The sequence below is a fragment of the Pseudarthrobacter sp. 05T312 genome, from assembly GCF_056396685.1.
On record NZ_JBFTLY010000004.1, the window covers coordinates 158,743 to 176,581 of the forward strand.

The 17,839-nt window shown below is 67.0% G+C and carries 15 protein-coding genes and 1 pseudogene; 10 read left to right on the forward strand and 6 right to left on the reverse strand.

Annotated features, from left to right (window positions below; translation table 11 throughout):
- Positions 1 to 127 precede the first annotated feature (127 nt).
- Genes AC1DIP_RS08440 through AC1DIP_RS08455 form a run of 4 tightly spaced genes read left to right on the forward strand, consistent with a single transcriptional unit; the run spans position 128 to position 4,485 of the window.
- Entirely contained in the window at positions 128 to 586 is a 459-nt protein-coding gene (locus tag AC1DIP_RS08440) for a pyridoxamine 5'-phosphate oxidase family protein (protein ID WP_477733479.1), read from the forward strand.
- A gap of 54 nt (positions 587 to 640) precedes the next feature.
- Positions 641 to 1,504 (forward strand): universal stress protein, encoded by an 864-nt coding sequence (locus AC1DIP_RS08445; RefSeq protein WP_476211337.1) that lies wholly within the window; start codon positions 641 to 643, stop codon positions 1,502 to 1,504.
- Between the two features lie 25 nt (positions 1,505 to 1,529).
- The gene (locus AC1DIP_RS08450) at positions 1,530 to 4,049 is read left to right on the forward strand and encodes an HAD-IC family P-type ATPase (RefSeq protein WP_476211339.1); all 2,520 of its coding nucleotides are present in this window, start codon (positions 1,530 to 1,532) and stop codon (positions 4,047 to 4,049) included.
- Between the two features lie 13 nt (positions 4,050 to 4,062).
- Positions 4,063 to 4,485, forward strand: coding sequence for an Hsp20 family protein (locus AC1DIP_RS08455; RefSeq protein WP_476211341.1), 423 nt, complete (start codon positions 4,063 to 4,065; stop codon positions 4,483 to 4,485).
- A gap of 50 nt (positions 4,486 to 4,535) precedes the next feature.
- Here the strand turns inward: AC1DIP_RS08455 and ppsA are convergent, their stop codons facing one another.
- The 4 genes and pseudogenes from ppsA to AC1DIP_RS08475 form a co-directional block, all read right to left on the reverse strand.
- Positions 4,536 to 6,953, reverse strand: coding sequence for a phosphoenolpyruvate synthase (gene ppsA / locus AC1DIP_RS08460; protein ID WP_476211342.1), 2,418 nt, complete (start codon positions 6,951 to 6,953; stop codon positions 4,536 to 4,538).
- A gap of 62 nt (positions 6,954 to 7,015) precedes the next feature.
- A pseudogene (locus AC1DIP_RS08465) lies at positions 7,016 to 9,570 on the reverse strand (cation-translocating P-type ATPase).
- Positions 9,567 to 10,028, reverse strand: coding sequence for a universal stress protein (locus tag AC1DIP_RS08470; RefSeq protein WP_476211345.1), 462 nt, complete (start codon positions 10,026 to 10,028; stop codon positions 9,567 to 9,569). The pseudogene AC1DIP_RS08465 and the gene AC1DIP_RS08470 overlap by 4 nt, the downstream one beginning before the upstream one ends.
- 124 nt (positions 10,029 to 10,152) lie before the next feature.
- On the reverse strand, positions 10,153 to 12,090 hold the full coding sequence (locus tag AC1DIP_RS08475; protein WP_477733480.1) for a heavy metal translocating P-type ATPase: 1,938 nt from the start codon (positions 12,088 to 12,090) through the stop codon (positions 10,153 to 10,155).
- A gap of 157 nt (positions 12,091 to 12,247) precedes the next feature.
- On the opposite strand from AC1DIP_RS08475, the gene AC1DIP_RS08480 reads away from it, so the two are divergent.
- On the forward strand, positions 12,248 to 12,718 hold the full coding sequence (locus tag AC1DIP_RS08480) for a GyrI-like domain-containing protein (protein ID WP_476211349.1): 471 nt from the start codon (positions 12,248 to 12,250) through the stop codon (positions 12,716 to 12,718).
- Between the two features lie 76 nt (positions 12,719 to 12,794).
- On the opposite strand, the gene AC1DIP_RS08485 is transcribed toward AC1DIP_RS08480, so the two are convergent.
- Positions 12,795 to 13,148 (reverse strand): hypothetical protein, encoded by a 354-nt coding sequence (locus AC1DIP_RS08485; protein WP_477733481.1) that lies wholly within the window; start codon positions 13,146 to 13,148, stop codon positions 12,795 to 12,797.
- A gap of 176 nt (positions 13,149 to 13,324) precedes the next feature.
- Here AC1DIP_RS08485 and AC1DIP_RS08490 point away from each other — a divergent pair, with 176 nt between their 5' ends.
- Together AC1DIP_RS08490 and AC1DIP_RS08495 are read left to right on the forward strand one after the other, a co-directional pair.
- Positions 13,325 to 14,074 (forward strand): DUF4386 family protein, encoded by a 750-nt coding sequence (locus AC1DIP_RS08490; protein ID WP_477733482.1) that lies wholly within the window; start codon positions 13,325 to 13,327, stop codon positions 14,072 to 14,074.
- Positions 14,075 to 14,257: 183 nt separating this feature from the next.
- On the forward strand, positions 14,258 to 14,530 hold the full coding sequence (locus AC1DIP_RS08495) for a YegP family protein (RefSeq protein ID WP_477733483.1): 273 nt from the start codon (positions 14,258 to 14,260) through the stop codon (positions 14,528 to 14,530).
- A gap of 22 nt (positions 14,531 to 14,552) precedes the next feature.
- Here AC1DIP_RS08495 and AC1DIP_RS08500 read toward each other — a convergent pair whose 3' ends face one another.
- The gene (locus AC1DIP_RS08500; protein WP_477733484.1) at positions 14,553 to 16,010 is read right to left on the reverse strand and encodes a DUF5129 domain-containing protein; all 1,458 of its coding nucleotides are present in this window, start codon (positions 16,008 to 16,010) and stop codon (positions 14,553 to 14,555) included.
- Positions 16,011 to 16,109: 99 nt separating this feature from the next.
- Between AC1DIP_RS08500 and AC1DIP_RS08505 the strand changes: the two genes are divergently transcribed.
- From AC1DIP_RS08505 to AC1DIP_RS08515, 3 genes are read left to right on the forward strand one after another with little or no spacing between them, the layout of a single operon-like run.
- Positions 16,110 to 16,961 carry a universal stress protein gene (locus AC1DIP_RS08505; RefSeq protein WP_477733485.1) on the forward strand — a complete coding sequence of 284 codons (852 nt, stop codon included), beginning with the start codon at positions 16,110 to 16,112 and terminating at the stop codon, positions 16,959 to 16,961.
- A 59-nt stretch (positions 16,962 to 17,020) separates the two neighbouring features.
- The gene (locus AC1DIP_RS08510; protein WP_477733486.1) at positions 17,021 to 17,554 is read left to right on the forward strand and encodes a hypothetical protein; all 534 of its coding nucleotides are present in this window, start codon (positions 17,021 to 17,023) and stop codon (positions 17,552 to 17,554) included.
- Positions 17,551 to 17,745 (forward strand): hypothetical protein, encoded by a 195-nt coding sequence (locus AC1DIP_RS08515; protein ID WP_477733487.1) that lies wholly within the window; start codon positions 17,551 to 17,553, stop codon positions 17,743 to 17,745. Before AC1DIP_RS08510 ends, AC1DIP_RS08515 begins: the two co-directional genes overlap by 4 nt.
- Positions 17,746 to 17,839 lie beyond the last annotated feature (94 nt).

Sequence of the window (17,839 nt, forward strand, 5' to 3'; positions counted from 1 at the left end):
ACGCTTCTCCTCCAATGGTAGGAGAGCACGGCGAAAAATACCCTCAGTAGTCTTGGTATCGGGCCCGGGCCGTGGGGCGGGACCTTCTTCCCTAGCCGCAGCGGGCCTGCCGCCCTAAGCTACGGCCATGAACAGCGCAGCGACAGAACCGGAAATCAAGGAACTCGGCGTCCACGACTGCTGGCGGTACCTCCGATCGACGTCCCTTTGCAGGATCGCCTTCGCCGACGGGGCCGGGGTGGAAAACTACCCGGTGAACTTTGTTCCCACCAATGGCACGCTGCTCATCCGTACCGGCGAAGGAACCAAGCTGGCCTCCCTTCCGGACCGGAAGGCGGTGGCCGTCGAAGCAGACGGAATGAACCAGTACGGCACCATCGCCTGGAGCGTCATCCTGAAGGGCCATGCCATGGTGGTGTCCGACGACGAGGAAATCAGGGATGCCATGGAGGCGGGCCTGTCCCCGTGGCAGCCCGGCCAGAAAAACGTCCTGCTCCGGATCACGCCGGAGGACATCAGCGGCCGCAGGTTCGTCATCGCCGCCCCAACCCACTGGTGGCCGCCCCGGGAGCCCACCGCAGACTAGGCCGTGCAGCCCCACCCGTCACCACTTACATAGAACCAGCAAAGGATGGTCCCCATGGCACCTGCCAAGCCAATCGCCGTCGGCATCTCTGAAACGTCCGCTGCCAATGCTGCCCTGATGTGGGCAGCTGCCCGGGCCAACAGGCTCCACTGCCCGCTCGCCGTCGTGAACGTTGTTGACGACCGGTGGATGGCAGCAGAAGTCCTGCCCTACCTGGAAGTCCTGCGGGAATCCGGGCTGGGGCTGCTGAAGGAGGCCGGCGAAAAGGCCACCGCCGCCGAACCGGGCTTGGAGGTCTCGCTGCAGCTCCTCGAAGGCGGTGTGGGGGCTGCATTGGGTGATTATTCAAAGAATGCGTCCATGCTTGTCCTCGGGACCAGCGGGCACAACCGCGGCGCCCTGACGGACCGGGCGCTCCAGGCAGCTGCGACGGCCGAGTGCCCCGTGGCCGTCATCGGCGACGGCCAGGCGGAGGGCCGCGGCATCCTTGTCGGCGTGGACGGCTCACGGGAAGCAACCCAGGCGGTAGCGTTCGCGGCCGCCGAAGCTGACGCGCTCGGCGAGGAACTGACCATTCTCTACGCCTTCACCGGCCCCAACCGGTGGATCGCTGCAGGGCTCCCGCAGAGCAGTTTTGCCACCCATGTGGTCGAGGAGGAACGGATCGTGCTGTCCGAAACGGAGGCCGGCCTCCGGCAGGACTACCCGGACCTCGCAGTGCACACGGTCATGGAAACCGTGCTGGAACCGGCCGATGCGTTGCTGCGCGCTGCCGCCGGGGCCCGGCTGCTGGTCCTGGGAAGCCGCGGAAAAGGTGGCTTCGGAAGGTTCGTCCTGGGGTCCACGGCACATGCCGTGCTCAGCCAACCACCGTGCCCCACCGTGATCACCCGGATGCACAAGCAGCACGACGGCTGACCGGGGCCTGCCGCCTCGCCGCGCGATGCCGATACCTGGGGACCACAGCGCACCGGGCCCGGGAGTGGACATCCGCCATTCCCGGGACGGGCTCTCCACCGCCGAAGTACTCGAACGGACCGCTGCCGGGCGCGTCAACAGCGTGCCGACGGCAACCAGCAGGAGCGTCCGCGAGATCGTCCAGGCGAATGTGTTCACCCTCTTCAACGCGGTGGTGGGAGGGTGTTTCATCCTGCTGCTGGTCCTTGGCCAGTGGCGGGATGCGCTCTTCGGCCTGTCGGCAGTCAGCAACTCGCTGATCGGCATCATCCAGGAGTACCGGGCCAAGCGGTCCCTGGACCAGCTGGCCATTTTGCAGGCTGCCAGGAACACGGTGGTCCGGAACGGCGCCCGGGAAACCATCTCCTCCGAGGACCTTGTCCCCGACGACCTCGTGGTCCTCAACGCCGGGGACCAGGTCACCGCTGACCTGTTGCTCCTGGCCGGAGCCCCGCTCGAGGTGGATGAATCCCTCCTGACCGGCGAATCCGAACCGATACCCAAAACCGGCGGCGCGGTGCTGCTGTCCGGTTCACTGATCCTGGCCGGCACCGGCCGGGCCACGGTGCTCCGCGTGGGTCCAGAGACGTTCGCCTACCGGCTGGCAGCCGAAGCACGCAGGTTCTCCCTGGTCACGTCCGAGATCCGCAGGGGGCTGGAAAAAGTCTTTGCCGTCATCACGTGGCTGCTCCTTCCGACGGCCCTGCTGCTTACGAATGCCCAGATGCTGGAGCAGGGCGGCTGGGCCGGGGCCATGGGATCGGGACAGTGGGTCCCGGCCGCGGTCGGCGCCATAGCGGGCATCATGGCCATGATTCCCCTGGGGCTCCTCCTGATGACCAGCGTGGCGTTTGCCGTGGGCGGGCTCCGGCTTGCCAGCCAAAAGGTCCTGATCCAGGAACTTGCCGCGGTGGAGGTCCTGGCCAGGGTGGACGTCCTGTGCCTCGACAAAACCGGGACCTTGTCCTCCGGGGCCATCGAATTCGACGGCCTCCACGACACCGGGAGGGCCCGGGCAGCGGGCTGGCAGGCGGCGCTGGAATGGTTCGGCGGCAACGCTGACGCCAGCAGCACCGCTGCCGCCATCGGAGCCGCCTTTCCGGTCCTGCTGCCGCTTCGTGAGCAGGATTCGGTGCCGTTCTCTTCAGCCCGGAAGTGGAGCTCGGTCACATTCGCGCCGGAGTCGGCGGCCCCGGGCACCTGGATCCTGGGAGCACCCGACGCGGTCCTTGCCTCACCCGGAAGCGCCGCGGCGCACAGCCAGGCCGCGGCCCTTGCCACCACCGGCCTCCGGACCCTTGCCTTGGCGCATCTGCCTGCCCCGCTCCCGCAGGGAGCCCCGGAGGATGGCCTCCCGATGGATCTGGTGCCGGTGCTGCTGCTGACCTTCCGTGAGAGCATCCGCCGTGATGCCGCCGACACGCTCGACTACTTCCGGCGCCAAGGGGTTTCGGTCAAGATCATTTCCGGTGATGACCCCCGGACCGTTGCTGCACTGGCGCGCGCCGTCGGATTTGGAACCGGCGTTGCCTTCGACGCGCGCAGCCTGCCCGAGGACCCCCTCCGGCTTGAGGAGACGGTAGAGGGCTGCGACCTTTTTGGAAGCGTAACGCCGTCGCAGAAGCGGGACCTGATCCAGGCCCTGAAACGGCGCAGACATACCGTGGCGATGACCGGGGACGGAGTGAATGACGTCCTGGCCCTCAAGGAGGCGGACCTGGGCATCGCCATGGACTCGGCGTCACCGGCAACCAAGGCGGTGGCGCGGCTGGTGCTCCTTGATGGACGGTTCGAGAGGCTGCCGGCGGTGGTGGACGAGGGACGCCGGGCTATCAGCAATATCGAGCGCGTCTCCCTGGTCTTCCTCAGCAAGACCGTCTACGCCACGGTCATCTCCGTCGTGACCGGCATTATGCTGCTCGCCTTCCCGTTCCTGCCCCGGCAAATGTCCGCGCTGGACGGCTTGACCATTGGCCTGCCGTCGTTCTTCCTGGCCCTGCAGCCCGGCGGACAGCGCTACGCACCCGGATTCCTGCGGCGCTCGCTGGCCTTCGCCCTGCCGGCTGGTGCCTGCGCGGCCCTGTGCGTCCTGGCCGTCAGCGTCTACGCCCAATCCTGGGAAGGCTACGGCCAGGAAGACGCCCAGTCCGCGGCAACGGTGACCCTGGGCCTGGTGGCGGCGTGGATCCTGGTGCTGGCCTCCCGCCCGCTGAACTGGACCAAGGTCCTGATCCTTGCCGGAATGTACGGGGGGCTGGTCCTGCTGTTCACGGTGCCGTTGACGCAGGACTTTTTCCGTGTGAACGTGCCGCCTGCCGGCCTGCTGGTGCCCGCGGCAGCAGTGGCCGCCGCGGGATGCGTGGCCATCGAAATCATCGGCCGGCTTACCCGCCGCCCGCCCGCCGCGGCCAGCGGACCGGGGCTGGGACCTTTGCCTCTGGAACCGGATTCCCGGGAAGGGGATGGTGGAACTGCCGGGCAACGCGATGGGCCGGCATCCACCTGAGCAGGAGACAACAATGACTGACCTGATGAAATGGTTCGAGAACCGCCGCTCCCCCATGGACGTCATCGAACGGCTTTTTGAAGGCGATGTGGGGACGTCCGCCATCCGGGTTGAAGAAATGGTGGACGGCAATACGCTGGTGGTGCGGGCCGAGCTGCCCGGCGTCGACCCGGAGAAGGACGTGGACGTGACGGTTACAGACGGCGTCCTGACGATCAAAGGCGAACGGCAGGAAAAGCAGGAACACAAGGACAAGGACAGCTACCGTTCCGAGTTCCGCTACGGTTCGTTTGTCAGGCGGATTCCCCTCCCAAGTGGAGTTCAGCAGGGCGACATAACGGCATCCTACAAGGACGGAGTCCTTGAGGTGCGGGCGCCAATGCCGGAGCAGGGACAGACAGCCGCGGCGTCGAAGATCCCCATCAGCAGGGATTGAGGACAGTCAAGGTACGACGCCGGTGCGTGGCCCTGTGGGGGCCACGCATTTTATTGCCCCTTGGCCAAGGCTGCCTCTGCCGCAGCAATAACGGGCAGGGTCCTGACGTAGGTATCCGGGTTCAGCGAGACGGAGTCGATTCCCTGTTTGACCAGGAACTCCGCCAGGTCCGGATGGTTGCTGGGCCCCTGCCCGCAGATCCCGATCTTGATCCCGGCGGCGTGGGCCTTGCTGATCGCCTGGGCAATCATCGACATCACTGCCGGGTCCCGCTCATCGAACAGTCCCGAAAGCTCTTCCGAGTCGCGGTCTACCCCCAGTACCAGCTGGGTGAGGTCGTTGGACCCGATGGAGAAGCCGTCGAAGCGCTTGGCGAATTCCTCCGCCAGGACCACGTTGGAGGGGATCTCGCACATCATGTACAGCTGCAGCCCGTCCACGCCGCGCACCAGCCCCTGCTCCTCCATCGCCTGGATGACCTGGTCGGCCTCCCGCACCGTGCGGCAGAAGGGAACCATGACAATGACATTGGCGAACCCCGCCTGTTCCCGGACCCGTTTCAGTGCCCTGCACTCCAGGGCGAACCCCTCCCGGTAGTGGCTGCTGTAGTAGCGGGATGCCCCGCGGAACCCCAGCATGGGATTCTCCTCCGGCCGCTCGAAGGCACTGCCTCCGATCAGGTGGCCGTACTCATTGCTCTTGAAGTCGCTGAGCCGCACAATCACCGGCTTGGGGTGGAAAGGTGCGGCGATCTTGGCGATTCCCGTGGCCAGTACGTCGATGAAGTACTCCTGCGGGTCCGGGTAGCCGCTGGTGAGCTGACGGATCAGCGCCGACTCCTCCTGGTCCGCCACCTTTTCGGGGTGGACCAGGGCCATCGGGTGGATACGGACCAGGTTGTTGATGATGAATTCCATCCGGGCCAGGCCTACGCCGGCGGCGGGTAAACGCCACCACTTGAAAGCTGCCGCCGGGCTCGCGATGTTGATCATCACGGCCGTGCGGGTGGCTGGCAATGCGTGCATGTCCACGTCTTCCACGGAGAACTCCAACAGCCCCTCATAGACGCGGCCCTCCTCGCCTTCCGCGCAGGACAACGTGACGGGGACGCCGTCGGGCAGTACCTCCGTGGCGTTCCGTGTTCCCACCACGGCGGGCACCCCCAGCTCCCGGCTGACGATCGCGGCGTGGCTGGTTGGACCGCCGTGGTCGGTGATGATGCCCGCGGCCCGCTTCATGATGGGCACCCAATCCGGGTCAGTCATCCGGGTGACCAGCACGGAGCCATCAACAAAGGATTCGATGTCCTTTGCATCCTGGACCACGCATGCCCGGCCTTTGGCGATGGAGTCGCCGATTGCTGCGCCGGTGACGAGGACGCGGCCGGGCTTTTCCAGGTGGTACGTGCGGAAGCTGGATGTGCTCCGGCGCGCCTGCACGGTTTCCGGCCTCGCCTGCACCATGAAGAGGTCGCCGGTCACGCCGTCCTTGGCCCACTCCATATCCATCGCACGGCCGTAGTGGTCCTCAACGGCCACTGCCCACCGGGCCAGCAGGACCACTTCCCGGTCATCCAGCACCAGCGAGCGCCGCTCCCGCTCCGTAGTATCGACCATCCGGGTCCGGGCATCCCCGCCCTGGCTGTAAACCATCTTGCGTTCTTTGGCCCCGATCTCCCTCTCGATGACCGGGCTGAAGCGCTGGTCTGCGAGGAGCCCCTTGAACACCTGGTACTTGTCCGGGTTGATGGTCCCCTGCACCACTGTCTCCCCCAGTCCCCAGGCCGCACTGATGACCACCACGCCGGGAAATCCGGATTCGGTATCGAGCGAGAACATCACCCCGGATGCGCCAACGTCCGAGCGGACCATGCGTTGCACGCCGACGGACAGGGCAACGTCCAGGTGGTCATACCCCTTCATCTCGCGGTAGCTGATGGCCCGGTCCGTAAACAGCGAGGCATAGCAGCGCCGGCACGCGTCGAGGACCCCGCGCTCGCCGGCCACGTTAAGGAAGGTTTCCTGCTGCCCGGCAAAGCTGGCATCCGGCAGGTCTTCAGCTGTAGCACTGCTGCGGACCGCTACGGAAACGGCGGGCTGCCCGGCCCGTTGGCAGAGATTCCGGTAGTGCTCCTGGATATCCGCGGCGATGCTTTCCGGAAAGGTTGCCTGCAGGAAGAGTTCACGGATCGCGGCCCCCGCCTGGCGCAGCGTGAGAGTCCCGGCGCGCTGTTCCTCCATGTGCATCTCGATCCGGGGTTCGAGGTCGTTCGCGGCAAGGAAAGCACGGTAGGCGGAGGCCGTGGTGGCAAACCCCTCAGGAACCCGGACCCCGGCTGATTTCAGTGCCCGGCTGAGCTCCCCGAGGGAGGCGTTCTTTCCTCCCACCGAGGGGATGTCCGCGATCCCGGTCTCCTCGATCCAAATGACGTTGGTGGCAGTAACGGAGGATTCTGCGGCGGCACTCATGGCTCGATTCTTGCCCGGGGGCAGCTGGGGCAGTCAGAGGCTTTGGTCCCGGCGCCCAGTGCCTAAGTGCGGCGCAGCCGCCCCCGGACGGATTTGTGGATCCAGTCCGCCAGCAGGACGGCAGGGGCTGCCAGGAGTGCGAGGAGGAGCCCTTCGGGGGGCGGCGGGGACTGGCCCAGCAGCGCGGCGAGCGACGGCAGGTACAGGCATGCCCCCAGGATGGCCGCTTCTGCGAGCGCGGCCCACACCAGGAGCCGGTTCGTTCCCCAGCCCAGCTTCCATGGGGGCACCGTTGCGCTGCGGCAGGCAAACGCGTTGGCGAGTTGTCCCAGGACGACGGCGGTGAAGGCGGCCCCGGAGGCGGCCATCAGCAGGGGCACCGGTGGGTCCTGTCCCCGGGTCCAGCCACCGCCTGCCAGGACAGCGGAGAACACGGCCAATTCGACGGCTGCTTCAACCGGGCCCAGGATGCAGAACACCCGGATGATCAGGTGCCGGTCCATCAGGTGCCGGCGTTCGGGCGGACGGGACAGCACCCCTCTGCCCGGCGGCTCGGCGCCCAGGGCGAGTGCCGGCAGCAGGTCGGTGCCGATGTCCAGGGCAAGGATCTGGAGGACGCCCAGGGCCAGCGGGAAGTGGCCGCCGGAGAGCGCCCAAATGACGAAGGGGGTCAGTTCGGCCACGTTGTCGGTCAGATGGTAGGTGAGGAACCGGTGGATGTTGGCGTAGGTTGCCCGGCCTTGTTCGATGGCGGCCACAATGGTGCCGAAGTGGTCATCGAGGAGGACCAGGTCCGCGGCTTCGCGGGCCACATCGGTTCCGCTCAGGCCCATTGCCACCCCGATGTCGGCTTCGCGCAGTGCCGGGCCGTCGTTGACGCCGTCGCCGGTCATGGCCACCACGTGCCCGCGGGACTGCAGGGCCTTGGCGACGCGAAGCTTCTGCTCGGGTGAGACCCTGCTGACCACCACTCCGTCACGGTCCAGGAGTGCTCCGAGTACCTGGTCGTCTTCCGGAAGGTCTGCGCCTTCCAGAACGTATTCGGGTGTCCCGGTCAGGCCGATCTGCCGGGCAATTGCCGCCGCGGTGGCAGGATGGTCGCCGGTGACCATGGCTACCCGCAGCCCTGCCTGTCGCGCGGTACGGATCACGTCCCCAACATCCGGCCGCGGCGGGTCCTGCAGCCCGATCAGGCCCAGGAGTTCCATGCCCGTTTCGAGCTCTGCTGCGGACGCGGACTGCCATGTTCCAGGGGCGCCTCCAAGCCGCCTGCGGGCCACCGCAATGACCCGCAGGCCCCGGTTCGCCATCACGTCCACCTGGTCCCTGACCGGGCCAGGCACTGACTCACACACGGGAAGGACGGTTTCCGGGGCACCTTTGCAGAAAAGGTCCTGCCCCAGAATCGCCGACTCCCTGCGCCGCACAGGATCGAAGGGGAACCGCTGCAACGGCACGGGCCCGGCCACGGTGCCCGTCAGCCTGCGTGCCAGGACGTCCATGGCCGCTTCCATCGGATCACCCAGGGCCCGCCATTGTCCGTCGTGAAGCTCAGCGCGGCCCTGGGAAGCGGTGCGGGCGGCGAGCGCGGCCTGGGCAGCCTTCTCGACGCCGCCGCCCTCGATGCGCGCCTCAGGGGCATACCCGTCCCCTGCCACCTGGATGGCGCCGTCGGGGGTGAAGACTTCGACGGCGTTCATCCGGTTCTGCGTCAGGGTCCCGGTTTTGTCCGTACAAATGAAGGTCGTTGAGCCCAGGGTTTCCACTGCTTCCAGGTTGCGGACCAATCCCTGGCGTGCTGCATACGCTGGGCGCCCATGGCCAGGGACAGTGTGACGGTGGGCAGGAGTCCTTCCGGGACCAGCGCCACGGCGACGCCGATGGAGAACAGGAAAGAATCCCGCCATTGGAAACCCACCAGCAGCGAGGCCAGAAAGAAGACCGCCGCAATGCCCAGTGCCATGCCCGCAGTGACCCGGACGATCCGCCTCAGTTCCAGGGACAGCGGTGTTGGTGGCGGAACCGCGGCGCTGGTGAGGGCCGCGATCCCCGCCAGCCTGGTCCTGGCGCCTGTTGCGGTGACGGCGGCCTCCCCGTAACCGTTGACCAGGAACGTGCCGCCCCAGGCCTGGTCCCCTGCGGCTTTGGGCACCGGGTCGCTTTCCCCGGTCAGCATCGATTCGTCCACCGCGCAGGCGGAAGCGGCGAGGAGTGCCATGTCTGCCGGGACCCGGTCCCCGGCCGCCAGCAGCACCACGTCCCCTACCACCAGTTCTCCGGCGTGGACCTTCCGTACCTTCCCGTCCCGCCGGACCAGCACGTCGGCAGGCAGCAGGCCCCGCAGTTTCGCGGCGGCGTGCTGGGCGCGTTCCTGTTGGATGTGGGCGAACACCCCGTTGACTATGACGACGACGATGATCGCCACTGCCAGTTGCGGCATGTCCGCGATGAAGGCCAGCGCGGCGGCGCACCACAGCATGAGGGCGAAGAAGTGCGTCATCTCCCCCCAGAGCTTCCGCCACTGGGACGCGGGCTTCTCCGTGGGGAGCTGGTTGGGGCCCGCCTGCTTCAGGAGTTGCGCCGCCTCCGCAGAGCTCAGGCCCTCCGCGGCCCTCACACGGCGTCCGCCTCCTGTCCTACCAGCAGGACCGGACACACGGAGTGGGCTGCGCAGGCCTTGCTGACCGAGCCCATGGCCGCCTTCAGCAGGCCGCCCTCGCCGTGCCGTCCCACCACCAGCATCTGCGCCCGCCTGCTCTCCTCCACCAGCACCTTTGCCGGTGGCCCGAACTTGATGGTGACGTCGATGTCTTCGGGCCGGTCCCCGGAGAAGGCCCGGCCCAGGGCGTCCTCGACCAGGCGTCCTGCCGCATCCTCAAGCCTGGCGGTGAACTGCCGGTCCGCCCCTTCCAGGCGTGACATCACCAGGTAGTCAGGCATCCCGACGCAGGAGATGACTTCGAGGCGGGTGCCCAAACGGGCTGCCAGTGTGCCCGCGTAGCGGAGCGCGGCGGAGGAGTATTCAGAACCGTCCACACCCACGATGACGGGCTTGGCCCCTGTTTCTGCATTCATGGGAACCACGATCCCGGCCGGGGAATGCCGGGGTAAGGGCCAAAGGTCATGCCGGCGCTCCCGGCCGGAAGTGGCCGGCCCTTGGCACTGCGCCGCAGCTTTCCGGTCGGGCAGGTCTGTCCGGTCAGCGTTGCTTTTTGGGCTCGGCCCCGTGCAGCGCGCGCAGGCCGTTCAGGATAGTGGCCAGGTCCACAAATTCCTGCAGGAGGGCGCCGGCGACGGCGGGTATGTATCCCGTCATGGCGATGGCCATCAGTACCAGGCTGAGTGCTATCCCTGTCCAGATACTGACCAACGCCACGGATACTGTCCGCTTCCCAATGGCCACGGCCTGCGCAACTTTCGAGACGTCGTCGAGCATGATCACCACGTCAGCGGACTCACTCGCCGCCGTGGCTCCCTTGGCGCCCATGGCGATTCCCACATCGGCGGCGGCAAGGACGGGCGCATCGTTGACGCCGTCGCCCACCATCAGGACAGGCCGTTCCTGGATGCCGGCCACCGTGTTGACTTTGTCCTCCGGAAGGCAGTCCGCCTGGACGCGGCCGATTCCCGCTTCTTCGGCAATATGCGCGGCGGTCGCTTGGGCATCACCGGTCAATAGCATGGTGTTCCGCACGCCCAGGCCGTTCAACCGGGCCAGCGTATCCACGGCGTTGCGGCGCAGTGGGTCCTTCATGATCAGGGCACCTGCGTACCGGCCGTCCACGGCCACATGGACCGCCAGCTGCCCGCTGTGGACGGTGGCCTCCTGGAATCCGGTTGAGGAACTCCGCACCAGGCCGGCCTTGCCCACCACAACCCGCCGGCCGTCGCAGACGGCTTCCACGCCGTGGGTGGCGTTCTCCGTAGCCTGCTGCACGGGAAGGAGCGTCAGTCCGGCGGCCGCGGCGGCTTCGATGACGGAGCCTGCCAGCACGTGCGAGGAGTACTGCTCGGCGGAGGCAGCCAGTTGCAGGATCCTCTGGCTGCCCAGTGCCTCGCCTTGGCCTTGCGCCACCTGGATAGCGTCCAGGACCGGGCGCCCCGACGTGAGGGTTCCGGTCTTGTCGAACACCGCTGTCTGCGCCTTCGCCAACTGCTCGAGGGTCCGGGTGTTTTTGATGATGATGCCCTTGTGGGCGGCCTGGCTGGTACCGGCGAGGAAGGCCACGGGCGCGGCGATGAGGAGCGGGCAGGGCGTGGCGACCACCAGCACCTGGGCAAAGCGGAGGGGTTCGCCGGACAGGAACCACGCGGTGCCGGCCATGGCCAGAGCCAGGATGGTGAAGGGAACAGCGTAACGGTCAGCAAGGCGGACCACCGGCGCGCGGCTGTTGGATGCCTCTTCGACCAACGCGATGATCCGGCTGTACTGGGAGTCCGCGGCGGTGGCTGACGCGCGCATGCGGATGGCGGCCACCCCGTTGACAGAGCCGCTGAGCAGGTTATCCCCCATGGTGTGCTCCACCGGCAGGCTTTCCCCGGTCAGAGATGACTCGTCGAGGCTGGCAGAGTCGGACAGGAGTTCGCCGTCCACGGGTACCAGTTCGGAGGGGCGGACCACCAGCACGTCACCCTGGGCTACGTCGCCGATTGGAGTGTCCTCGAGGACCGCACCAGCACCTTCGCGGTGGGCAAAACGCGGCGCCCGGTCCAGCAGGGAGCGCAGTTCACGCGCGGCACGTCCCTGGGCAAAGTCCTCCAGCGCTTCGCCGCCGGTCAGCATCAGGATGACCACCAGGGCAGCGAGGTATTCGCCCACCACCACGGTACTGGCGATCGCCGTCAGTGCCAGGAGGTCGATCCCCCAGCGTCCCTCCCGCAAGGACCGGACCATGCCGGCAGAACGTGCCAACACGATCACGGCCGCATAGGCCGAGGCGAGGACGCGGACCTGCAGTTCCAGGTCGAATTGGAGCAGCACCAGCACCGCTGCGAGCACTGCACAGGTCAGCGCGACGACGGGATACCGTTTCACGAAGCCCCAGGCCCTTTCGACGGGCGACCCCGCGGATTCCCCGGCGTCAAAGCTGCCGGGGCTGCCGCCGGTGGCCGCAGGCGGGGCGGCCTGCTTCCTCATCCAGGACTCTTTGGCAGGTGCTGGTTGCGGTCATCAAGCATGAAACCGAACCTACCCTGCTGCCGACGGCCGGGCTAGGGCATTTGGCCCCGGCCAGCATGGCCTTTAGAGTCCTAAGGCCCTGTCATGCCGGGGCCAGGACCGCGAGGCTGGTGCCATGACTGAACATGGCCCGCAGCCGCAAAAGGTCCACATCACCGAACAGCCCGTGGCAGTGGTCCGCGAACGTGTTCCCATGGACTTGCTCACCGGTTTCTTCGGGCGGGCCTTTGGTGCCGTGATGGCCGCGGTCCAGGTGCAGGGCGCCAGCCCGGCGGGTCCGCCGTTCGCGAGGTACCACGGAATGCCGGGGGAAACGGTGGACGTCGAAGCCGGGTTCGCTGTCGCCGGGGACTTCCACGGCACCGGCGAGGTGGCCAGCGGCGTGCTTCCCGATGCAGATGCCTTTGAAGCCATCCACACGGGCCCCTACGACAGCTTGGGAACCACGTACGACGCCATCCGGCAAAGCATGGAAGCGGACGGCGCCACCCCGGCGGACTCCATGTGGGAGTACTACCTGACCGATCCCGAACAGCAGCCGGATCCGGCCACCTGGCAGACCAAGGTGGTCTGGCCGATCGCCTGAGGCCCGGATCAGGCGAACCAGAACCGGCCGGAACCGTGGCCGGCCATGGAAACCCGCCAGCCGCCAAGCACAGCGGTCAGGACCCCCGGCAACGGCTGTAGGTCACCTCCCAGGGCTGCGTGCCGCGACTGGTTTCTAACCATCCGTCCCGGACGATCTCCTGCCGCAGCCGGGTAAGGCTCGCCTCCAGGCCAGGTGCCCACGCCTCCTCGGGAGGCGTTCGGTTCAGGGGCGGCCCGGGGAACGTGTCACCGGTATAAAGCCGCCGGCCGTCCTCAGCCTTTCCCACGAACCGCAGCTGTGTCCGCCCGTACTGTGAACCAAGCGTGTACAGGATCCGCGCCCACCACTTCACGGATGCAGCATCCTCCAGCTCTATCCGAAGCTGCTCCTCCGTGCCGTGGCCTGAATGGGGGCCATTTGTCGCCATCTCTGCCTCCTGGTGCGGGACCATGATTCAATTCAACAAGCTTCCCAGACCCCGCTGAAGGGCCAAGGGCCCTTGGTCACGGAACCCGGAAGAACCTGAAGCCCGTCGGGCCCTACGGCACTATCCGGCCCGCGGGTCAGGTAGCAGAGTCGGGGCATGACCAGGAACCGTTCCTCATGACTGGCAGTCCGAGCGTCCGGCGCACGCCGGGGGCCGCCGGTGCCCACGTCCAGGCCGGCGACCACCACGGCTGGAAGCTCCTCTACCTTGTGGCGGGCGCGTCGTCCATCCTGTTCGTGCTTCTGCTGATAGCGGCCCTGGTGCTCGACTTCATGGCTCCCCCTCCCGTTCACGGCGGAGCCGCCACCCTTGACTTCATTGCGTCGCACAAGGCGGGCTATGTGGCCGAGCAAATCCTGTGGATACTCCCGAACATCTTCCCAGTCCTTGTTTTTACTGCCCTCTTCGTTGCCCTCTCGGCCTTCCGGAAGAGCTTGCCCCTAATGGCGCTGGTCGTCGGCGCCCTCCCTTGGGCGCTGCTGCTTGCCGTTCCGGTCAGCAGCCGCGGAGCCCTCAACCTGGTCTATCTCAGCGACCGCTTCGTGGCCGCCGGGACCGAGGAGGAACGCAGGACCTATGCCACCGCCGCCGAAGCCATCATCGCCGAAAACAACACCCCGGCCATTGTCGGCGTCCTCTCCGCCCTTGGGATTCTGCTGATGGGACTGGCCATGCTCACGTCCGGCAAGGCAACCTTCCCGCGGTACCTGGCGTGGTTGGGCATTGCCACCGGCGCACTGGGGGTCGTCAGCGAGCTCCTTCGCCACGCAGCCCCCGGCTTCTATTGGGGGTACGGCATTTTGCTGTGGTCGTGGTTCATCGCCACCGGAGTTGCGTTGATCCGTTTGTCGCGCGTAGCGGCCTGAATACCCCGGGCACCTGCGATCAGGGACCTTGGTCCCTAAAAGCGGGGACTTGCCCTCTGAGATGGTGGTTTAGGTCGAAAGGCGCACCACGATGGCGTAGTGCGCCTTGGGTTTTGCCGTGCCGTGCCGGCAGGGCATGCAGCCTCACCAATGGAGGCAGGACGATTGAGGAGAACAAGGCTTATGGCAGGTACGTTCGAACTGTTTGTCGATGATGATTCACAGATTCGGTTCCGGCTTGTGATGCCCGATGGACACGTGCTGGCGGTTTCCGGACAATTTACGGACAAGCGGGCGGCGGCCGCCGCCATCGAGGAGGTCCGCGAGTGCGCGGGCACGGGCTTGATCCAAGACGTGGTACCGTCGCATTCCGGTGTTGTCCGGGTGTCCCCGCAGCACCCACGTTATGCCGTCCACCGTGCGCCCCGGAGGCTGAACAACCTCGGGGCCGCCTGAGCCCGGCGGCGCGGGTCCACAGTCAGAAGCTTGAGGAACTGCCGGATCCGGAGAAGCTGCCGCCGCTGCTGCCGTATCCGGTGGTTCCGCCACCGCCCCTGGCCGAATTAACGCTGCTGACCCCGGTGTTGAAGCCGGAATTGAAGGTGGCCACGGAGAAGAACGTGTAGGACGGGTACACCGTCCCCAGGATGCTCGGTTCGTAGGTACGCTGCCTGCGGTGGTCCGTACCGCCGTGGGCAGTTTCCATCTGTTCACGCATCAGCCGTGCCTCACGGCCTGTCCGGGCGAAGCCCTGGATCACGGTTTCGGCGTGGTTTTCCAGCAGCTCCGAGAGCCGGGAACGGGCGCTGTACAGCCGGTCCAAAGCCTCCTCCGGCGTGATCCGCCGGTCAGCGAGTCCGGCCGTCCAGCGCTCAATGTCCCGCAGGCTTTCGTCCCGGAAGGACCGGAGCGCCGTTGCCGTTGCGGAGTCTCCCTGCCCATGGCGTTTGGCCAGGAGCTGCTCCAGCCCCGCAAGGTCTTTGCGGAAGGGCGCCAGCTGCCGGTCCCAGGCCGTGGGCCAGGAATCGGCGCGGTTCAGCAGGGCATTGCTGTCCGAAATGACGTCATCCAGGGCATCCAGCTCCGCGGCACTGTCAGCGAAGCGGCGGGCCAGCTTGAGGTTCTTCCTGCTGCTCAATGCCCGCTTACCCAGTGCGTGCACCTGGTTGGACAGCTCCGTGGCAGCGGCATATTTGTTGAGGAATGTCCGGTGCTTCTCCAGCACCTGGCTGCCGTAACGGGATGATTCGGGAATGGTGCCGGCGTTCAGTTCGGTGACCTCCAGGTCCATGCTGACGCTGGAGTAGCTGCGGTCCCCGCGTTCGATCTGCCTGCGGCACCGGTTCCTGGTCACGGCGCGCACAACCAGCCATGCCGCTGCCCCCAGGGCGGCGGTTCCGGCGAGGACCCAGGCGGTGACCAAGAACGCCGCCGAGCGGTACCAGGGCTGGTTAATGAGCTCTGCCCCGCGGCGGATGCCGGCAACGGTGCCGTCGGTCCACTGGGCGTCGCGGAACAGGTCCTTGGACGCGTCCTGGATGTCGCTGCGCTGCTCGAGCGACACTTTCCGGTCCTCGCCCATGTAGGTCCCCACGTGCCGGCCCTGGGGGTCGAGGGCGAAAATGAACAGTCCGTCGGCCCATTTTTGGCCGTCCGGGCTGATCCACTCCGGATGCGTGGACCGCGCGAATTTCAGGACCTGTTCGTTGAGGTTGTCCGCCGCCGTGCCGTTGTAGGTGAAGACGGCGACGCGGGTGGGCTCGTAGAACTGGATGCGTTCGACGGCGGGCACCAGCGTGTTCTGGTCAAGCACCCCTGCGGTGTCCTCCACAATGACAGCCACAGGTGCCACCGCGGTGCCGGGCGCCGCGGCGCCCACCAGCAGGGCGGCGAGGGCAAGCACCACCACGGCTATCCGGCGCACGATGCTGCCCATGTTCCTCCCCACTGTTTAGAATCAGGATGAAACCAGGGAGCAGGGCCGCCAAAGGGCCTAAGGTCCTGTGAAGATCGTGTTGGTCAGGAGCGCAGTGCCGTGACGCAGGGTGCAGGATCCATTGTTGCCGGTTTTGACGGTTCGGAGGAGTCGGCGGCCGCGGTCCGCTGGGCGGCACGCCACGCGCACGCCATCGGTTGTTCCCTCCATGTTGTGCACTGTTCGCTGTGGCCGCTCCTGACCCGGCACCTCGGTCCCGTCCCCGGTGTGTCAGGAAGTGGCCTGGAACAGTCCGCCCGGACCATCCTTGATGACGGCGTGGCGGTGGCCACCGCTGAGGTACCCGGGCTTCAGGTCAGGAGCACCCTGCTCCACGGATTTCCGGCGCAGCTTCTTGCTGAAATTTCCGCAGGCGAACGCATGCTGGTTGTCGGCAGCCGCGGCCTGGGCGGCTTCCTTGGCCTCTTGGTGGGCTCGGCGGGCCTGGAGCTGGCAGCCACTGCCACCTGCCCTGTTGCCGTGATCCGGGAGGAACACCACCCGGGCGGCCCCGTCGTCGCCGCCGTCGATGACTCGGGTTCCCCGGCCGCGCTGGATGACGCCTGCGCGCTGGCAGCAGCGTGGCACGCCCCTCTCAAAGTAGTCCACGTCCGGCACCGGCCTGCCGGCTACCAAGTGCCGGAAGGACAGGATGCGGCGCCCGGCGCCCGGGCGGTTCTGGCGTCGGCTTTGGACCGTGCAGCGGCTGCGGCGCCCGCGGTCCATGTCGAGACCGAATTACTAACGGACAGCTCGGTCCCGCACGCCCTCCTCAAAGCCGCTGAAGAGGCCCGGATCATCGTGGTGGGCACGCAGGGCCGCGGGATGCTCAGGGAGACCATCGGTTCAACGGCGCACGCGGTATTGCATCACGCCCGCGGACCCGTCCTTGTCTCACGGCGCGGCGGCTGATGCAGCAGACTGCGGGTGTCAGGCCGCACGACTTCCGCCCCTCCGCCTAAGCTGATCTGGTGACCCCTGTTCCCTCCCCCGGCCCGCTGGACGTTGTGGTCCATTCCGGACCGGCGGACTGGTGGGTCATCCTCGCCGGGTTGGGGCCCCTGGCCGTTCTCACAGCTGCCCTGCTGGCCTTCTACATCAACTGGCGCACGCTCAAGCAGCGCACCGCCGCCGACAAGACAGCGCTCGACCAGAAACGCGAGGCCGACGCCAACGCGCTGCAGCAAAGGACCGAGGCGGACAGCCGCGCTGAGTGGTGGCGCCGGACCCAGTGGGCGCTGGACCGGGCGCTGGATCCTGATGAGGGCACCAAGGCGCTGGGGCTGGCGACGCTGGAAGTCCTGGCCAGGAGCGAACTGGCGCGCAACGAGGAACTCGAGCTGTTCGACATTGCCTGGAAGAGCGTGTCCGGCGACGAGAACGGGGACGATGCCGGGCCCGGGCCAGGTTCCGCGCAGGAGGCCGGGGCCTTCGTGGACGACCGCCTCAACTTAAGCGAGAATGGAACAACGGATGAAGACAGCAGCAAGGAGGTTGGACCATGAGTGCAACGTCGCCTGAACACCGGTACGTCCACGCTCCCCGCAGCAGCGCTGCCAAACCCGTCCAGAAGAAGGCCACCCCGGCCGAGCACCGTGTGCAGGTTGCCGCCGCGCGGCTGCGCGTCACGCTTGATGAGCGGCTGGGACGCGAGACGCCCGCAAAGACCAAGGCGCTGGCCAAGGAACCGATCTAGCGCGCCTTGCGTACGCTTGGGGGTCGACGGCGCGTGGCGGGTTTTGGTGGTCGGCCGTCCGGGGGACGTGTGCAGCCGCCTAGCGCGAACGGAT

Coding starts and splice junctions, on each gene's coding strand:
- AC1DIP_RS08440 (WP_477733479.1), top strand. CDS start 128: ATGAACAGCGCAGCGACAGAACCGGAAATCAAGGAACTCGGCGTCCAC.
- AC1DIP_RS08445 (WP_476211337.1), top strand. CDS start 641: ATGGCACCTGCCAAGCCAATCGCCGTCGGCATCTCTGAAACGTCCGCT.
- AC1DIP_RS08450 (WP_476211339.1), top strand. CDS start 1,530: ATGCCGATACCTGGGGACCACAGCGCACCGGGCCCGGGAGTGGACATC.
- AC1DIP_RS08455 (WP_476211341.1), top strand. CDS start 4,063: ATGACTGACCTGATGAAATGGTTCGAGAACCGCCGCTCCCCCATGGAC.
- ppsA (WP_476211342.1), bottom strand. CDS start 6,953: ATGAGTGCCGCCGCAGAATCCTCCGTTACTGCCACCAACGTCATTTGG.
- AC1DIP_RS08470 (WP_476211345.1), bottom strand. CDS start 10,028: ATGAATGCAGAAACAGGGGCCAAGCCCGTCATCGTGGGTGTGGACGGT.
- AC1DIP_RS08475 (WP_477733480.1), bottom strand. CDS start 12,090: ATGAGGAAGCAGGCCGCCCCGCCTGCGGCCACCGGCGGCAGCCCCGGC.
- AC1DIP_RS08480 (WP_476211349.1), top strand. CDS start 12,248: ATGACTGAACATGGCCCGCAGCCGCAAAAGGTCCACATCACCGAACAG.
- AC1DIP_RS08485 (WP_477733481.1), bottom strand. CDS start 13,148: ATGGCGACAAATGGCCCCCATTCAGGCCACGGCACGGAGGAGCAGCTT.
- AC1DIP_RS08490 (WP_477733482.1), top strand. CDS start 13,325: ATGACTGGCAGTCCGAGCGTCCGGCGCACGCCGGGGGCCGCCGGTGCC.
- AC1DIP_RS08495 (WP_477733483.1), top strand. CDS start 14,258: ATGGCAGGTACGTTCGAACTGTTTGTCGATGATGATTCACAGATTCGG.
- AC1DIP_RS08500 (WP_477733484.1), bottom strand. CDS start 16,010: ATGGGCAGCATCGTGCGCCGGATAGCCGTGGTGGTGCTTGCCCTCGCC.
- AC1DIP_RS08515 (WP_477733487.1), top strand. CDS start 17,551: ATGAGTGCAACGTCGCCTGAACACCGGTACGTCCACGCTCCCCGCAGC.